This is a genomic window from Turicibacter sp. GALT-G1 (assembly GCF_025594995.1).
In the GTDB taxonomy this organism is placed as follows: domain Bacteria; phylum Bacillota_I; class Bacilli_A; order MOL361; family Turicibacteraceae; genus Turicibacter; species Turicibacter bilis.
Genome location: NZ_JAMQUS010000044.1, coordinates 24,471 through 41,767 on the forward strand (window position 1 = coordinate 24,471; position 17,297 = coordinate 41,767).

20 protein-coding genes are annotated in these 17,297 nt (G+C 34.5%); 1 reads left to right on the top strand and 19 read right to left on the bottom strand.

The genetic code is table 11. From position 1 onward, the window contains the following. The 4 genes from der to NEH74_RS07920 all read right to left on the bottom strand — a co-directional run bounded on the left by der (position 1) and on the right by NEH74_RS07920 (position 4,927). Positions 1 to 1,311: a ribosome biogenesis GTPase Der gene (gene der / locus NEH74_RS07905; protein WP_055274792.1), complete on the bottom strand. Its 1,311-nt coding sequence runs from the start codon at positions 1,309 to 1,311 to the stop codon at positions 1 to 3. A 137-nt stretch (positions 1,312 to 1,448) separates the two neighbouring features. Next, the gene (locus tag NEH74_RS07910) at positions 1,449 to 3,125 is read right to left on the bottom strand and encodes a S1 RNA-binding domain-containing protein (RefSeq protein WP_055305518.1); all 1,677 of its coding nucleotides are present in this window, start codon (positions 3,123 to 3,125) and stop codon (positions 1,449 to 1,451) included. Beyond that, positions 3,125 to 3,790 (bottom strand): (d)CMP kinase, encoded by a 666-nt coding sequence (gene cmk, locus NEH74_RS07915; protein ID WP_055242051.1) that lies wholly within the window; start codon positions 3,788 to 3,790, stop codon positions 3,125 to 3,127. The genes NEH74_RS07910 and cmk overlap by 1 nt, the downstream gene beginning before the upstream one ends. A gap of 153 nt (positions 3,791 to 3,943) precedes the next feature. Beyond that, a complete protein-coding gene (locus tag NEH74_RS07920; RefSeq protein WP_055305517.1) occupies positions 3,944 to 4,927 on the bottom strand; it encodes a hypothetical protein in 984 nt (327 codons plus the stop codon). A gap of 233 nt (positions 4,928 to 5,160) precedes the next feature. Here NEH74_RS07920 and NEH74_RS07925 point away from each other — a divergent pair, with 233 nt between their 5' ends. Further along, positions 5,161 to 5,394, top strand: coding sequence for a ferredoxin (locus NEH74_RS07925; RefSeq protein ID WP_055242048.1), 234 nt, complete (start codon positions 5,161 to 5,163; stop codon positions 5,392 to 5,394). An 86-nt stretch (positions 5,395 to 5,480) separates the two neighbouring features. Here the strand turns inward: NEH74_RS07925 and NEH74_RS07930 are convergent, their stop codons facing one another. The 15 genes from NEH74_RS07930 to NEH74_RS08000 all read right to left on the bottom strand — a co-directional run bounded on the left by NEH74_RS07930 (position 5,481) and on the right by NEH74_RS08000 (position 17,202). Next, the gene (locus tag NEH74_RS07930) at positions 5,481 to 6,248 is read right to left on the bottom strand and encodes a pseudouridine synthase (protein WP_055305516.1); all 768 of its coding nucleotides are present in this window, start codon (positions 6,246 to 6,248) and stop codon (positions 5,481 to 5,483) included. A 132-nt stretch (positions 6,249 to 6,380) separates the two neighbouring features. Next, positions 6,381 to 6,899 carry a spore maturation protein gene (locus NEH74_RS07935; protein WP_082411177.1) on the bottom strand — a complete coding sequence of 173 codons (519 nt, stop codon included), beginning with the start codon at positions 6,897 to 6,899 and terminating at the stop codon, positions 6,381 to 6,383. A 4-nt stretch (positions 6,900 to 6,903) separates the two neighbouring features. After that, positions 6,904 to 7,530 carry a nucleoside recognition domain-containing protein gene (locus NEH74_RS07940; protein ID WP_055274782.1) on the bottom strand — a complete coding sequence of 209 codons (627 nt, stop codon included), beginning with the start codon at positions 7,528 to 7,530 and terminating at the stop codon, positions 6,904 to 6,906. Continuing rightward, the gene (locus NEH74_RS07945; RefSeq protein ID WP_055305515.1) at positions 7,530 to 8,633 is read right to left on the bottom strand and encodes a D-alanyl-D-alanine carboxypeptidase family protein; all 1,104 of its coding nucleotides are present in this window, start codon (positions 8,631 to 8,633) and stop codon (positions 7,530 to 7,532) included. The genes NEH74_RS07940 and NEH74_RS07945 overlap by 1 nt, the downstream gene beginning before the upstream one ends. A 174-nt stretch (positions 8,634 to 8,807) precedes the next feature. Continuing rightward, positions 8,808 to 8,951 (bottom strand): hypothetical protein, encoded by a 144-nt coding sequence (locus tag NEH74_RS07950; RefSeq protein ID WP_156344111.1) that lies wholly within the window; start codon positions 8,949 to 8,951, stop codon positions 8,808 to 8,810. Between the two features lie 63 nt (positions 8,952 to 9,014). Beyond that, complete coding sequence (gene scpB, locus NEH74_RS07955) at positions 9,015 to 9,587, bottom strand: SMC-Scp complex subunit ScpB (protein ID WP_082411166.1); 573 nt, start codon at positions 9,585 to 9,587, stop codon at positions 9,015 to 9,017. Beyond that, positions 9,580 to 10,314: a segregation/condensation protein A gene (locus NEH74_RS07960; protein ID WP_055242037.1), complete on the bottom strand. Its 735-nt coding sequence runs from the start codon at positions 10,312 to 10,314 to the stop codon at positions 9,580 to 9,582. Before NEH74_RS07960 ends, scpB begins: the two co-directional genes overlap by 8 nt. 208 nt (positions 10,315 to 10,522) lie before the next feature. Further along, entirely contained in the window at positions 10,523 to 11,986 is a 1,464-nt protein-coding gene (locus tag NEH74_RS07965; protein WP_055305514.1) for a spore germination protein, read from the bottom strand. Positions 11,987 to 12,026: 40 nt separating this feature from the next. Beyond that, complete coding sequence (spoVAE, locus tag NEH74_RS07970; RefSeq protein WP_055274776.1) at positions 12,027 to 12,377, bottom strand: stage V sporulation protein AE; 351 nt, start codon at positions 12,375 to 12,377, stop codon at positions 12,027 to 12,029. Between the two features lie 46 nt (positions 12,378 to 12,423). After that, complete coding sequence (gene spoVAD, locus NEH74_RS07975; RefSeq protein ID WP_055305513.1) at positions 12,424 to 13,428, bottom strand: stage V sporulation protein AD; 1,005 nt, start codon at positions 13,426 to 13,428, stop codon at positions 12,424 to 12,426. 39 nt (positions 13,429 to 13,467) lie between these two features. Then, the gene (spoVAC, locus tag NEH74_RS07980; protein WP_055305512.1) at positions 13,468 to 13,974 is read right to left on the bottom strand and encodes a stage V sporulation protein AC; all 507 of its coding nucleotides are present in this window, start codon (positions 13,972 to 13,974) and stop codon (positions 13,468 to 13,470) included. 332 nt (positions 13,975 to 14,306) lie between these two features. After that, positions 14,307 to 15,017, bottom strand: coding sequence for a sigma-70 family RNA polymerase sigma factor (locus tag NEH74_RS07985; protein ID WP_055242027.1), 711 nt, complete (start codon positions 15,015 to 15,017; stop codon positions 14,307 to 14,309). A 46-nt stretch (positions 15,018 to 15,063) separates the two neighbouring features. Next, a complete protein-coding gene (gene spoIIAB / locus NEH74_RS07990; protein ID WP_055242025.1) occupies positions 15,064 to 15,504 on the bottom strand; it encodes an anti-sigma F factor in 441 nt (146 codons plus the stop codon). Between the two features lies 1 nt (position 15,505). Further along, complete coding sequence (gene spoIIAA / locus NEH74_RS07995; protein ID WP_055242024.1) at positions 15,506 to 15,859, bottom strand: anti-sigma F factor antagonist; 354 nt, start codon at positions 15,857 to 15,859, stop codon at positions 15,506 to 15,508. 173 nt (positions 15,860 to 16,032) lie between these two features. Next, the gene (locus NEH74_RS08000) at positions 16,033 to 17,202 is read right to left on the bottom strand and encodes a D-alanyl-D-alanine carboxypeptidase family protein (RefSeq protein WP_055274772.1); all 1,170 of its coding nucleotides are present in this window, start codon (positions 17,200 to 17,202) and stop codon (positions 16,033 to 16,035) included. Between the last annotated feature and the right edge of the window lie 95 nt (positions 17,203 to 17,297).

Consider the following 17,297-nt stretch of genomic DNA (forward strand, 5'->3'; position numbering starts at 1 on the left):
TTAATCACGATTTCTTGCAATGATATGAATTGGTGTACCTTCGAATCCAAATGCCTGACGTAAGCAGTTCTCTAAATAACGTTTATATGAGAAGTGTAATAATTCAGGATCATTTACGAAAATAACAAATGTTGGTGGTTGTGTTGAAACTTGTGTCGCATAGTAAACACGTAAACGTTGTCCATTATGAGTTGGCGTTGGATTCATTGCCACTGCATCCATAATGACATCATTTAAGACATGTGTTACGACACGTTTCTTATGGTTTTCAGCCGCTAAATTTAATGGTTCAAATAAAGTATGTAAACGACGTTTTGTTAAAGCAGATAAGAAGACAATTGGGGCATAGTCTAAGAACGCCATGTCAGTACGAATTAAATCTTCCCATTCTTTCATCGTTTTATCAGTTTTCTCAATTGCATCCCATTTATTTACTACAATCACAACTGCTTTTCCAGCTTCATGTGCATATCCTGCCACACGCTTGTCTTGCTCGATTAACCCTTTAGAGGCATCAATTACAATTAAACAAACATCACTTCGATCAATAGCACTTAAGGCACGAAGAACACTATATTTTTCAGTTGTTTCATATACTTTACCACGCTTACGCATACCAGCAGTATCGATAACTACATATTTTTGTCCATCTTTAGTGAACTCTGTATCGATTGCATCACGTGTTGTTCCAGCAATATCACTAACAATAACACGTTCTTCACCAAGAAGCGCATTTGTTAACGAAGATTTCCCAACGTTTGGACGTCCGATTAAACAGAATTTTGTGACATCTTCATCATATTCCATTCCTTTTTTCTCAGGCATGTTTAACACAATTTGATCTAACATGTCCCCAAATCCAATCCCATGAACGGCTGATGTTGCAATTGGATCACCTAAACCTAATGAATAGAATTCATAGATTTGCTCCTTGAAGTTTACGTCATCGACTTTATTAACAACTAAAACCACTGGTTTATTTGTCTTATATAACATATTTGCCACTTCTTGATCCGCTTGCGTGATTCCATCACGAGCATTTGTAACAAATACGATAACATCGGCTTCATCCATTGCGATTTCCGCTTGATGCTTAATTTGTTTCATAAATGGTTCATCACCAATTTCAATACCACCCGTATCAATAACATTGAATTTACGTGTTAACCATTCTCCACTACTGTAAATACGGTCACGAGTAATCCCTGGCTCATCTTCTACGATTGACACACGTGATCCTACGATACGATTAAAAATTGTAGACTTTCCAACGTTTGGACGTCCTACGATTGCTACTACAGGTAATACCATGTTGCCACCTTCTTTCATCTTTACACAAAAATAAGTCGTTAATATTATAGTAGTTTTTGACGGCATTAGTCAAATTTTCAATCATGAATATAAAAAGGGGGAAATTCCCCCTTTTTATAACTGAAACTTGGAATTTATTATAGTAAGTTTTTTAAAGCGTCCCCAAATAAATCCCCTAATGTTTCATTTTCTACTGTTTCTTGTTGTTGCATATATTTATTGAATTCTTCGCGCTCTGCATCTTCTTTAATACGACGAATACTTAATTCTAGTTTAAAATTATTTGGTTCAAAACGAACTACTTTTACGTCAACATCTTGTCCAATTGATAACGCATCTTCTACACGAGAGATACGTTTTTCAGTGATTTGATTCATTGGTAAGAAGCCAACGACATCTTCAGCAACTGCCACGAAAGCACCACGATCATTCGCTGATTCTACTTTCCCAGTGATCACATCTCCAGATTTAAATGTTACTTCTGTCCAAGGATTTGATTTTACTTGACGTAAAGATAATCCTAAGCGATGTTTTTTAGCATCTAATGAAATAATTTTCACTTCAACTTCATCCCCAACAGCAACTAATGACGCTAATTTCACATTAGGATTCCATGAAGTTTCTGTATAATGACATAAACCTTCAATATATGGAGCAACTTTAATAAATGCCCCTAAGTCCGTGATATTCGTCACTTGACCTTTAATTACATCTCCAACGTTATGTCCGAAGGCTACCCATGGATCTTGTTCAACTTTTTTGATTGATAAAGCTAAACGCTGATTTTGGCTATCAATTGAAAGAACACGTACAGATACACGTTTTCCTTCAGATACAATATCTTCAAGCTTCACTTTATGATCCCAAGATAATTCAGAAAGGTGAACTAATCCTTCTACGCCTGGTGCTACCTCAACAAATGCTCCAAAATCCATTAAACGAACAACTTCACCTTCAACAATATCCCCTACCTGATGGGCTGAAACGAATTGTTCAAATGGAGTTGGTAAAATAGCTTTGATTGATAATTGAAGTTTTGTTCCTTCAATTTTAATCACCTTAGCTGTCACTGCTTGATTTACAGCTAACACATCTTCAACTTTTTCTACTGGTAAGTGAGAAATCTCAGAAATATGTACTAATCCTTCTAAAGCCCCAAAGCGAACGAATGCCCCGTATTTTTCAATACGGACAACTGTCCCTTCAACCACTTCTCCAACTGTTAGTGTTGAGAATTGGTCTTCTCGTTGTGCTTTTAATTGCTCAGCCACAACGATTTTGCGAGATACTTTAATTTTTTTATTACGAGCATTGAACTCAACAATACGTACTGAAACGGTTTGTCCTACATATTGTTCTAAATCAGAAACATATGTAACGTCAATCATATTCGCTGGTAAAAAAGCTTCCATTCCGATGTTTACAATTAATCCACCTTTTACAGCGCGTTCAACTTTTGCTTCTAATGTTTCCCCTTTTTCAAACGCTACTTTTAAGTCTTGGAAACGTTGATACTCAAGTAAAGCACGACGAGATAATAAGATTTGCTCATCGTCTACTTTTTTAATCATCGCTTTGATTTTATCTCCAACTTTAATAACTTCTTTAGCTGAATCAACTTTATCTAATGTTAATTCACTTAAATAAATTGTTCCTTCGGTTGCCCCATGGATATCAACAGTTACTTCTTGATTTGTTACACGAACAACTTCACCTTCGATCACATCATTTACTGATGGTAAATCAAAGTTTTCCATTGCTAATACGTCACCCATTGTCATTTCTTCATGGTTGAAACCATCGAATTGTTTCATTACTTTTCCCCACCTTTTACAATATTTATAATTGCATCGATCACTTCATCAATTGTTAAATCTGAAGTATCTACGACTATCGCATCTTCAGCCTTAATTAATGGTGAATGTTTACGTGTTGAATCTAATTCATCACGCGTTTGAATTTCTTGTTTTAAAGTTTCTAAATCGCATGGAATGTTACGTCTTAAATTTTCATCATAACGACGTTGTGCACGAACTTCCACAGAAGCAGTCATAAAGATTTTATAATCTGCATCTGGTAATACGTTTGTCCCAATATCGCGTCCATCCATGACCACATTATCTGTTTTAGCATACTCAATTTGACGACGTTTTAATTCATCACGAACAAATTTATGAGCTGAAACGGCTGAAACATTTTGTGATACAATCGGTTGTCGAATTGCATCCGTCACATCTTCTCCATCTAAGAATACTTTTTTATCATTCGTTAAACGAATACTTGTATCTTGAAGCATTTTTGCAATTGTTTCTTCATCTTCAACATCAATATTTTGATTTAATGCTTTTAGCGTTACTGCACGATACATCGCACCTGTATCAATGTATACATACCCTAACATTTGAGCTACTTTTTGAGCAATTGTGCTTTTTCCTGCTGCTGCTGGTCCATCAATTGCAATTACTTTAGAACGAACCATATTATCACCTCGACTGTAATTATTTTATCACATTATTTCATTTATAAACAACAACAAAATAGGGTTCTCACCCCAATTATTCATAATATTTACAAAAAATAAACTAAACAAAAATCGAATTAAATTCGATTCTGTTTAGTTTAATCAAATTACTTATTTAGATTGTAACACTAAATAGATTATAATCGCTAAAACAACTATTCCTGTCATTAAAATATACATATTTAATGCATTAACTTTATTGTGTTTAATAGGTTGAGTAACGACTTCATCCATCATTGTTGCTTCGTCCACTGCTAATTGTTCTTTCTTTTGTTCAGAATAAAAAACTTCTAAACTTGCTTGCTTATGTTCAACTGCTATTACTTTCTCCGTCTCTAATGATTGAGTATTTTGTTTCAATTGATCAATGGTTTCATTTAAATCTGTTGTTAACGGTTGAATCATCGGTCGCTCAAATTCTTCCCACTCACAATCATCTAAATCAACATCTGAATTAAAGATTAATTCAATATTTTTATTAAAAACATCATCTTGATAATTAGAACTTGATTTTTGCTCATTTTCAATAATTTCACTAAAAATAGAGCTAATACATTCACTATCAGATTGTAACTTTCGTAAACGGCCGTAATCATGTTGAACAAGGGCATCTAAATAATCCAAATCTGCGTCCGCATCAAGTGCTAATTCTTCAAATGAATCTTCAAACAGTGATAAACCAGACGGTTCTAATTTAGCATCGCTTGACTCCTCAACTAATGACTCAACTTGAACAGAAAGTAATTCTTGTTCTAATTGCTCCCATTCACTGAAATCTTCACTTTTAATCATTTGGGTAATTTTTGAATAGGTACGGGCTCCATATTTATCGTGTAACGCATGAATAATGTCATTTGAACGTTGACTTAATTGCGTCGTAAATTCATTTACCTCATCTTGACCAATCGATGAAAACATCTCATTCGCATCTAGAGTTGATGTCATCACCTCATGTAGACGAGAAGAAGGCGTTTCAAGTGGTTCATCTAATTCTGATTCAAAGTTAGATTCAATCGAATGAGATGGCGTTTTATCTTTTTCAGGATGACTAAAGTACAATCTTCGTAATTCAGCATAATCCGCCTTTTGTTCCACCTCACTCACACTCCTTTTTCCTAAACAATTTTTATATCATGCACCGACATTTAATATCGATTTATTTACTATTTTGTAAAAAAAACAAATAAGACTAGGTAATTATATCATAATTTTATTTTATTTAGAGTATTAAATTTGAATTTTTTTGTCTTTTTAGTTTATAATAAGTCATGTAATTCAACTGAATTATACGATATCAAACTATCATTCCTGTGAAGGGGGACAAAACAATGGCTAAATTCACAATTGTTTCAAAAGATGAGTGCATCGCTTGTGGTGCATGTGGTGCTGTAGCTCCAGATGTATTCGGATATGATGATGAAGGATACGCAGAAAACGTATTTTCAGGAGATAACAACACTGGTACTGTTGCAATTGAAGCTAGCTTAGAAGCTGATGTTATTGATGCTGCAGAAGGATGCCCAACTGAAGCAATCAAAGTTCAAGACTCACCTTTTAACTAATATTACCAAATCACACATTATTATGTAGGATTTTTTTATGTTTTATTCAAAAAAAGAGCGATTAGTGATCACTAATCGCTCTTTTTTTAGAATTGACGCATTTTTGTAAAGCGTAATTTCGGTTTTTCTTTTTTATCATTTGCCATCGAAATTAATGTTTTAACTTCATGTGGCGTTAATGGACGGAATTCTCCCGCCGCAAGTCCAGCTACATCAATGTTTCCAAATTGCTCACGACGTAGCTTCTTAACAGGGAATCCAATTGCATCAAACATCTTTTTAACTTGATGGTAGCGGCCTTCATGAATCACTAATCGAACTAATGAGGATTGATTTTTCTTATCCACTGACACTAATTGAGCTGTTGCTGGTTTCGTTTGATATCCATCAATTTTAACTCCACGAGCTAATGGCTTTAAACTTTCTTGTGTCACGATTCCTTTAACACGTGCTAAATAAACTTTATCGATTTCTCCACTTGGATGCATCATTTTATTTGCAAAATCACCATCATTAGTCATTAATAAAACACCTGCTGTATCGTAATCTAAACGACCAACCGGATAAACACGTTCTGATACTTTATCTTGGAAGAAGTCTACAACCGTACGACGATTCTTCTCATCTGATACCGTACTTACAAATCCACGTGGTTTATGTAAAACATAGTAAACTTTTTTCTCACGTTGTAGCGGGATGCCTTCTACTTCGATTTTTTCCTTTCCAGTTACTTTAACACCTAATTCGCGAACTACTTTATCATTAACAGTTACTTTTCCTTCTAAGATTAGTTGCTCTGCCTTACGACGTGATGCAACTCCAGCATGGGCAATAACTTTCTGTAATCGTTCCATGTAAAAAATCCTCCAATCAGAGATGATACTAAATTCGACAAGAATTTGTATTTAACCATCATTTTACCTTTATTATAAGTAAAAATCAATGTTTAATCCAATCGAGGTGTTATTTCATATGTGATTTAACTCTTAAAAGAAAAGTGAGACTGCTAAAATAGCAGCAAAAAATCCGATTAAATCAGCTGTTAACCCTAGTTTAAGGGCATGTTTCATTTCACTTAGTCCCACTGCAGCGAAATAAACCGTAATAATATAAATCGTTGTATCTGTACTTCCTTGCATGATTGAAGCTAAACGACCAACTGTTGAATCTGGACCATAAATAGAGATTAAATCCGTTGTTACACTTAAAGCAGCTGATCCTGAAAGTGGCCTAAGAATCATAAGAGGTAACACATGAGCATCCACATGAATCGCTGTTAAGACAGGATTTAGAAACTGTGCAATGGCATCAACAATCCCTGAGGCAAGAAACACTTTAATCGCTACAATCATTCCAACAATATTCGGAACGAGAGATACTGTCGTTCTCATCCCCTCTTTAGCCCCTTCAACGAAGTGATCAAACGCATTTGTTTTATTAACAAACGCCATCATGAAAACAGAAAGTAAAAATACAGGTAAAACATAGACACTAATCGCTCCCACCGCATCACCTTCTTTCATAGCGCTTAGCAATCGTTTTATCACCAGACGAAGGAATTCGTTTCATTCGACTATAAATGTTATGAATGATTAGCCCACCAATCGTCGTGATTCCTGAAGCAAATAGAATAGGTAAAAACACTTCACTCGGATTAGTTGAATGATACATATGCCTCACCCCAATGATAGTAGTTGGAATAATTGTAAATCCTGCTGTATTCATGACAAGAAGTGTATACATTTCAAAACTAGGTTTGCTTGGATCGGGATTGGTCGCTTGTAATTCTTTCATTGCTTTAAGACCTGTTGGCGTGGCGGCACTTCCTAATCCTAATAAATTACTTACCATATTTGTCGTTAAATATTTTAAAGCTGGATGATCCGCTCGAAGTTTTGGATATAAAAAGCGTGTCACTGGAGCCAATACCTTGCAAAGGACATCAAGCATCTTCGAATGATTAGCCACTTGTAACACGCCCGTCCAAAACACCATAATCCCTGCTAGGTAAATGACTAAATTAATAGCTTCTTGTGCTCCAGATAAAATCGCGTTATTGACTTCACTTGTTGTTCCATAAAAAAAACTATAGATAATACCGACTGTAAAAAGTCCCATCCATATTTTATGTATCATTAGAAGCTCACCGCCCCTGTAAACCAATTCATTAATTTATCAAACCAAGATTGGCTTTCAACTTTTGGTGTAATAGCCTTATAAACAGGAATCTCTTGTTGAATTTCTCCATTAATTAAAACTTGCAGTACCCCAACTTCATTGTCCTTTGCTTTTTTATATAATGATAAATTAGTTGTCACTTTTTCACTTCCATCTTTTTTAACAATCACATTGACCATTTTTTCAACATATAACTTATCACTTAATGTTTGATTCGAGACTTGAATTTCCCCTGGTTCAATAATGGTCTGTACCTGATAATTATCAAATCCATAATTAAATAAATTCATATGATCGTTCCAATCATCGCCTGCTTTTAATGTTACTACAACTAATTCCATATCATCTTTACGTGCAGATGTCACAAGCGTTCGTCTAGCTTGTTTGGTAAACCCTGTTTTTCCCCCAATGGCATACTCATAATAACCAGTTACCAATTTATGTTTATTATGCCAAACATAAGTCATCCCATTTTTAGTAGTTGCCTTATGTGTTTCTGTTCCTGTAATTTCTCTAAAAATTGGATTATTCATCGCATATTGCATGATGAGTGCCATATCTCTAGCCGTCGATAAATTATAAGTGGTCTCATCTAACCCGGAAGGGTTTTGGAATACACTATTTGTCATTCCGATTTCTTTTGCCTTGTCGTTCATCATCTTAACAAAACTTGCTTCATCGCCCCCAACAAATTCCGCAATTGCCATTGCGGCATCATTCCCAGATCGAAGCATGAGACCATATAGTAAATCAATTAGTTTCACTTGATCGCCTAACGTTAAATACAAAGCTGAACCCACTTGGCGTGTGACATTATCAGATATTTCTACCCATTCATCCAGATTTGCATTTTCAATCGCAACAATGGTTGTTAAGATTTTCGTAATACTTGCAATATACATTTGATCATCTGGACACTTTTCATATAACACACGCCCTGTCGATTGTTCCATCAGAATCCCACATTGCGAACTAATCTCCATTGCCGATACCCCGTTCGAATCGTTCGCTAATAAGACAACGAATATCGCAATAGTCAATAGTATTTTAATTTTTTTCATTTTCTGCTCACCTCAGTCCTGTAACTATTACAACTGTATGATGCATGTCCATAAAATATCAGTGAATAAAAACACCTGTTATGACAGATTTTTAAACATCTACACGATTTGTATACGACTTTTAACAAAAAAAGCTACCCCATCTATTGATAAGGTAGCTTTAGCTCTCAATGCTTAATTATATGTTTTTTTCGGTTTTTTACCTTTTTTAAGTTTTGGTTTTGAATCATCAACCACTTCAGCTGCAATTTCTACATCTACTGTATTTTTAGCAGCTTTAGCTTTAGATACTTTTTTACTTTTCGGATCTTTTGGCATACTAAAACCTCCTGTACTTAAAATAGGATACCTTTTTAGTATGTACAAAATGATAATGAGTATTTACTCTTCCTCAGAGAAACTAAATAAGTCTGATTCTTCATCTAAATTAAAGTCTGGTGTAACAAATGGTAACTCTGGCAATTCCTCTAATGTCTTAATACCAAAGTAATCTAAGAAATCGTCCGTCGTTCTAAATAAAATAGGACGTCCTGGTCCTTCCAAACGTCCCGCTTCTTCAATAAGAGAGAACGTTAAAAGCTTTCTTAGAACATTATCACTACTTGCCCCACGAATATTTTCAATTTCATGACGGGTAATTGGTTGACGATAGGCAATAATCGCTAGAACCTCAAGTGCCGCATTCGATAATCCACGTTGATTTGGGTTTTGAATTAAACGTTTTAAATAAATTGCATGATCTTTTTTAGTTGTCATTTTATAGACACCTGCAACTTCAATAATATCAATTCCACTACTAATACTTGCATATCGTTCTCTTAATTCAATCAATAATGATTTAATTTCAACTTCATTTACTTCTAAAACGTATTCTAATTGCTGTGTACTAATCCCTTCATCACCAACAGCAAATAATAACCCTTCTAAAATACCTAAACGTTCTTGTTTAAACAATTTCATCACCTTCTAAACTAGAAATATAAATATCCTCATAATAATTTTGTTGAGAAATACTGATTTGATTTCCTTTTACCAGTTCAAGTAGTGCTAAAAAGGTTACAACGATATATTCTTTATCAAAACGATCAAACAAACTTATAAATGCAACGCGTTTCTTATATTTTAACTGTTGACCTAATGATCGCATTCGTTCTTCTACGGAAATATTTTGTGGTACAATTCTTGTCTTCAATGGTTTGGCTAATTTATGACGACGTAGTAATTTCTCAAAAGCTGAAATTAATTGTTCTACTTGAAGGTTTTGTGGAAGCTTAGCTTCTTGATCAATATAATCAGAAAAATCAATCGGTGGTTTCGTAAAGAACTGTCCACGTTCTTCTTCTAACTCTCGTAACTCTTTCGTCACTTCTTTATACTGTTGATATTCAACTAATCGTTGAATCAAAGCTTCTCTTGAATCCTCTTCATATTCATCTTCTATTTCAACGACCTGTTTCGGTAATAAGCTCTTACTCTTTATCTCAATTAAAGTTGCGGCCATTACTAAATATTCTGACGCAATCTCAAGCTTCAAATCTTCCATGGCATGAATATAATCTAAGTACTGCTGCGTAATCTCGGCAATTTTAATATCATAAATATTTACTTTGGCTTCTTTTAATAAGTGTAAAAGTAAATCAAGTGGCCCTTCAAACGCATCAATTCGTACTTCATAACTCATAACCCACCTACTTCCTACTTAATAACATTTCTTAATTGTAGCGAATTTTTAACATTTGTACAATAAGTCTAAGAAAAAAACATACTTCCTTTTATTGATGTTTAGTTCATGATATCCCTAACTTCTCTATTTATCTCAATAAGCTAAAGAATTGAAAAAAAGTTCCTTCACTATCATACAATCATGAGTGATTAGGAACTTTCCTCTTTTATTCAGGTTGTGATTTTTGTTGTTCTTGCCTTTTATGCGTATTATATCGATAAGGAATTGGATAACGAATGACACTTTTTAATAAAGCTTTAAAGTTAAATGGAATCAGTGGGTATAAATATGGCTTACCGAAACTTTTCATTGTTGCTAAGAAAATTAATCCAACAACAATCGTTCCAATGTACCCCCATAATCCTAAAAGTGCTGTTCCGACAATAATAAATAATTTAAACATTTTATTAGCTAGTCCTAGCTCATAACTTGGTGTAACAAAAGCACCTAAAGCTCCAATAGCTACATAGAATAAAATTTCTGGTCCAAATAATCCTACATCAACAGCCACTTGACCAATTAAAATCGCAGATACGATCCCAAGAGCTGAGGAAATAGCCGTTGGCGTATGTATAGAGGCTAGACGTAAAAACTCCATTCCAATTTCACCTGATATAACTTGAAGAACAATTGGGATATTGCCTTCTTCTTGTGGTCCTATAAAATTCAGAAAATCAGGTAAATATTCTGGATGAAGCACGAATAATAGCCATGTTGGCATTAGGAAGACTGATACAATAATCCCAGCATAACGAATAAGGCGTAAGAAGGTTCCCACAGCAGGAGTTTGACGATACTCCTCCACACTTGTTAAGTGATCGAACAAAGTCACGGGTCCAATCATAACACTTGGTGACGTATCAACAATAATGGCAATCATTCCTTGATATAAATGAGCAGCTACAACATCTGGACGCTCCGTATATCGTACAAGAGGATAAGGATTATAGACTTGACCAGTAATAAATTCTTCTAATTCTTTATCAGTCATCGTTAATCCATCAACTTTAACTTGCTCAATACGATGTTTTACCTCATCAACCATGCTTTGATCTGCAATATCTTCAATATACATTAAAACAACATCTGTTTTCGATTGGTCGCCAACCTTCAAAATAATATTTCGAAGTTTTCCTGTTCGAATACGGCGACGCGTCAGAGCCGTATTGACAATAATATTTTCTGTATAACCATCTCTTGATCCACGAACTGTTTTTTCTGTATCTGGTTCTGAAGGACCACGTCCTGGGTAGCTACGAACATCGACAACAAAAGCTTGAGTTTCTTTATCAACTATAATCGCAACTAATCCACTTAAAACAGAGGTACAAATATCATTGACTTTATCTGTAACCGTGACTTGCTGGTGAACAAGTCGATTATGAATCGTTTGAAAAACGTCATCGTTTGGATGTGGTAAACTATTTAATAACAATAACTGCGTCATTAAATCTACAACTAGTTCTGAATCAACTAACCCTGTTATATAATACAGCTGAATGCGACGTTCCATTACGACAATCTCACGCTGACCAACATCAAAACTTTTTCCGAAGCCTAACTTGTCTTCTAATATCTTTTGAGTCTCATCGATATTTTTCTCGACTGGTACATATGGATCGTAGGCCATATTATCCCACCTTTCCCTTGATAAATCTGTCCTTTATCTCTCATCCTTTTGGTTTGAAAATCAAGGCAACTATAAATGCAAATAAAATGGCGGCTGTAATTCCGGCGGCTGTTAAATCGAACATTCCCATCCCGATTCCAATAAAACCTAACTGTTCTGATTTTTCCATGGCACCGTGAATGACTGAATGTCCAAAACTCATGATTGGAAGCTGAGCTCCAGCTCCAGCAAATTTAATTAATTTATCATATAATCCAAATACATCAAGTGCAGCTCCTACAACAACAAATCCACAAGTAATATGTGCCGGCGTTAACTTAAAATAATCTAATATCAATTGTCCGATTGCACAAATAATACCACCGACAATAAAGGCTTTTATAAATATCATCTCTATAATCGCTTCTTTCTTATTAAAATTATCTTTAATCTTTTACTTAATCTGCAGCACATAAAGCAACAGCATGTGCAATACATGGAATTGTTTCTTTTTGCTGTAAAATTATTGGATTTAATAAAGCACCAGTTGCAACAACTAATACACGTTTTAGTTTTTTCTCTTCTAATAATTTTTTAATATGCCCATAAGTTACAACCGCACAGCAGCCACAACCGCTACCACCAGCAAATACGGGTTGGTCTTCAGAGAAAATTAACTTTCCGCAATCATTATGTTGTTGACTAATGTCGTATCCTTCACCTTTTAATATATCAATTAGAATTGGGCTTCCACACGTTGCTAAATCACCTGTTAAAATGAGGTCATAATAAGAAGGTTGAAGTCCTAAATCTTGAAAATGTTGTTTGATGGTTTGAGCCGCGGCTGGTGCCATCGCTGATCCCATATCATTTGCGTCATTTTGTGCAGCATCAACGATAATTCCAACGGTTCCAGATTCAATACGAATTTTAGTTTTTTTATGACTTACTAACGCAACACCTGAACCAGTTACGGTATACTGAGCTGTATCCGGTTTAGGGCCACCGTATTCTGTTGGATTACGATACTGACGCTCTGCTGATGAATTATGGCTACTTGTTGCTGCTAATGCAATTTTAGCATTATCACTATCAACAAAAATGGAACTTAATAATAAAGACTCCATTGATGTTGAACACGCTCCATAAATCCCAAAAAACGGAATATTCGTTTCTCTAAAGACATAGTGTGTTGGAACAATTTGATTCACAAGATCTCCAGCAAATGAAACAGATATATCACTTTCTTTAATTTTTGCTTTATTAATGACTTTTTGAATAGCACTTCTCATTAATTGTGATTCCGCTTGTTCCCATGATTTTTGACCACAGTAAGGTTCATCGTATAAAATATCAAAATCATCTTTTAATGGTCCCTGTGACTCTAATGGACCAACTGCCGTTGCCGTCTCTAGTAAATAGACGTTATTATTAAATTTCCATGATTGACTTCCAACTTTCATCGCTACCATCCTTTTCTTATGAAATTCATTGATTAATCATCATCGGATAATTAGAAGCCCCACTACCCTCATCATCTCCTCAAACTCTTTAAGTTGAGGGAAAATATTAAACTCTACTAAACAATAGCGAATAATTCCAAACACATAAGCAGAAACAACAGCAAACACAATAACAGCCCCTGCTAGCTTAAAGAGGTTCGTTGCAATTCCAAGGACCACTCCTTCACTTCTACTTTCTAACGCCGCTGAAGTTAATGAGTTCGCAAATCCACTGATTGGCACGAAAGCTCCTGCTTTTGCAATTTGGCCAAACTCATCATAAACACCTAAACCGGTTAAGATAGTTGTAATTAAAATAACAGTGACTAACGCAAGTGTACTAGCAGTCTCTCGAACAAACCCAAACCAATGAATATACATTTCGATCAGCAATTGACCACCCAAGCAGATTAGGCCACCAAAGAAAAATGAAACAGCAGCATTTTTCACATAATTGGGTTTTACTTCATGATTTTTTATGACTTCTTCATATTTTTTCGTTTTCACGTCTTGTCACCACTCCTCAAAAATGAACTCTACACTTTAATATAACTTTTTTTCTAGAAATTATTAGCTAGTCACTCAAATTTCCTTATAAATTAACATTTCATATAAATAATTAATAAAATAATAAAAAAAGATTGTTATCATTCGATAACAATCAAAAAATAATCAAACAAACTCATTTTTTGAAACATAGACACCTTCTTTTGGTCATGCGTGACAATAATAGATAAACTTAAAATTAACATTGATGACAGGTATATACGAATAAAAACAAAAAAAGAGCGTATCGCTCTATGACTATAAAACTTCAGTCATTTTGAGACACGCTCTTTTTAGGTCGTCATTTTTTCTTTTAATTCCTTTAGAATCTTCTTCTCCAAACGAGAAACAGCTACTTGATTAATTTCTAAGCGTTTTGCCACTTCAGATTGCGTATATCCTAAATCAAAGCGTAAATAAATTAGCATTTTCTCGATTGGATCTAAACTTGAGACTAATTGTTTTAACACAATCTTTTGCTCAAGTTGCATCCCTTCTTGATGATTTGGAATTCGCTCAATCAGTGGCATATCTTCTTTTTCATAATTATCTAAAGAAGCCACATTCATTGGAGCATTTAATGCCAAAATGATTTGCTCTTCTGTTAATTCTGTTGCTTCTGCGAGTTCTTTAATCGTAGGCTCTCGTTCTAATGACTTATTTAATTGATCTTTGACTTCTTGAATTTTATGAATATTACTTTTAATGCTACGGCTAATCTTAATCGGACTCTGTTCACGAATAAAGGCTTTAATTTCTCCAATAATTAGAGGAATCGCATAAGTAGATAATGTCGTATCATAAGAAGCATCGAACTGAATAATTGCCTTTAATAAGCCCATACATCCAATTTGAAATAAATCATCTTTCTCAACTTCTAAATGACCAAATTTATGAACAACCGACCAAACTAAATCCATATGATTCTTAACTAATATTAACTTTGCTTCTTCATCACCACTTTGAGCCTTTTTAATCAGCTCTTGAATTTCTTTTTTATTCATCTAACCATCCCTCATGCCTTGTCATTTAAGTATCATGTTTGTCATGTTACTTCGTTGATGAATCTACTGGTAAAAATTCTTTTTCAAATGAAATGGTTGTTCCTATTCCTAGAACTGATTTAACTTCAAATTGATCACTAAATGACTCCATGATCATAAATCCAAGTCCACTACGTTCCTCTTCTTGTTTCGTTGTATAAAGAGGCTGTTTAGCTAATTCGATATTTTCAATCCCTTTTCCAAAATCTTGGATTGTCACACGCAAGCGTCGTCCCTCAAGACTTGCTTTCATATCGATGATTCCATTTTCATTATCTTCATAGCCATGAATAATGGCATTCGTAACGCCTTCTGAGACAATCGTTTTAATTTCATTTAATTCTTGTGCATTTGGATCAAGCGGTGCAATAAAGCCAATAATGACAAGTCTTGCAAAACTTTCATTAATACTTTTTGCAGGAAATTGTAAATGCATTTCATTATTCATATTATGCAATCCCCCTAATTACAGACTCGAGATGCGAGTCATCATTAATTACTTTAATAATTTGTGAAAGTCCTGATAATTCAAACACTTTCGCGACTAATGGTTTCATACCAATAACCATGACCGATCCATTGACAGCTTTTAATTGATTATATCGTCCTAAAATAATCCCAATTCCTGAACTATCCATAAAGTCCAAATGTTTAAGGTTAAAAACGATATGTTTAATCTGTGATTCACTCATCACAGTATTAAGTCGGCTACGTAATTGATCAGATGTATGATGATCTAACTCTCCATTTAAATTCACATATAACACTTGATTTTCAACATAAAGTGAGACAGTTATACTCATAATAATCCCCTTCCCGTGTCAGATTGATTTCATTTTAAATGAAAGTTTGAGTTTATATGTCATTTTCGACAATTATAGTGTTTTTATTTTTTTATACGTAAATAAAGAAAGATTAAAATCACGACTCTATTTGTCTTAAAATTAAAAAAAAAGAGGAAAATGCATAAAACATGTTATGCATTTTCCCCGAATAAGATTTGTGACACTATATATCCTAAAAGTCCAATAAAACTATTTTTCTCTACTGGTTCTTTAACGGTTAGTGGAATTTCCTTATATGCTTTTCCGTTGTAGTAGTAAGTTAATATTCCAACTTGGTCACCCGGTTGAATCGGTAATTTAATTTCTTCATTTAAACTTAAATCATATTTTGATTCTTGTTCAGCATCTGTTTTCTTTTTAAGCACTGTTACTGGTTCAGATGTAACAATTTCAAAACTACGATTTTTAGCCAGCATATTATAACCATTTGAAACAACTTTTTGGCCTTCAAGTTTTTGTACAAGTTCATATTGTCCATAAGCATACTCAATTAGGCGAGTCACCTCTTGATTACGAATATCGGATTTACTTGCCCCCATTACAACAGCAATAACGCGCATCTCTCCACGGTTCGCTGTCGCCGTCAAACAGTAACCTGCTTCTTGCGTGTATCCTGTTTTTAGGCCATCTACACCATCTACATATTTTAGAAGCTTATTCGTATTAACAAGCCAAAATGGTGATTCTGTATCTTGACGAATATAATCTTCATAAAGTCCAGAGAATTCTATAATTTCAGGATAATCTTGTACTAAATGACGACCAATAATCGACATATCATAAGGAGTTGTCAAATGGCCTTCTTCTGTTAATCCTGTTGGATTTTTAAAGACTGTATCATTCATTCCTAACTCTTTGGCCTTTGCATTCATTTTTTCTACAAAGGCTTCTTCCGTACCCGCTACACGTTCCGCTAGCGCAGTCACTGCATCATTAGCTGAAGCAATAGCAATACTTTTAAACAAATCCCGCACTTGCATTTCTTCACCTGGTTTTAAATAGATTTGTGATCCACCTAAACTCGCTGCATGTTCACTTACGCGAATCACTTCATCCCATTGCATTGATCCATTATTAATTGCTTCAAGAATTAAGTACATTGACATCATTTTCGTCATACTAGCTGGAGCAAGTTGTTCATGTGAATTTTTTTCGTACAAAATTTCTCCGGTTTCCGCTTCGATTAGAATGGCTGCTTTTCCATCCGTCACTAAGTCATCAGCTTGAACGATGGTCACATGAATAAAACAACTAACGATAAAACATGTAACTAGACTAATTAACACTTTTCTTATTTTCATTTTTGCACCTCTTTTTCTACCTGCAGCGTTACTACACATGTATGAAAAGAGGAATTAAAATATGCAGTGTCTCTAGGAAGGCCGCTAATTTTTAT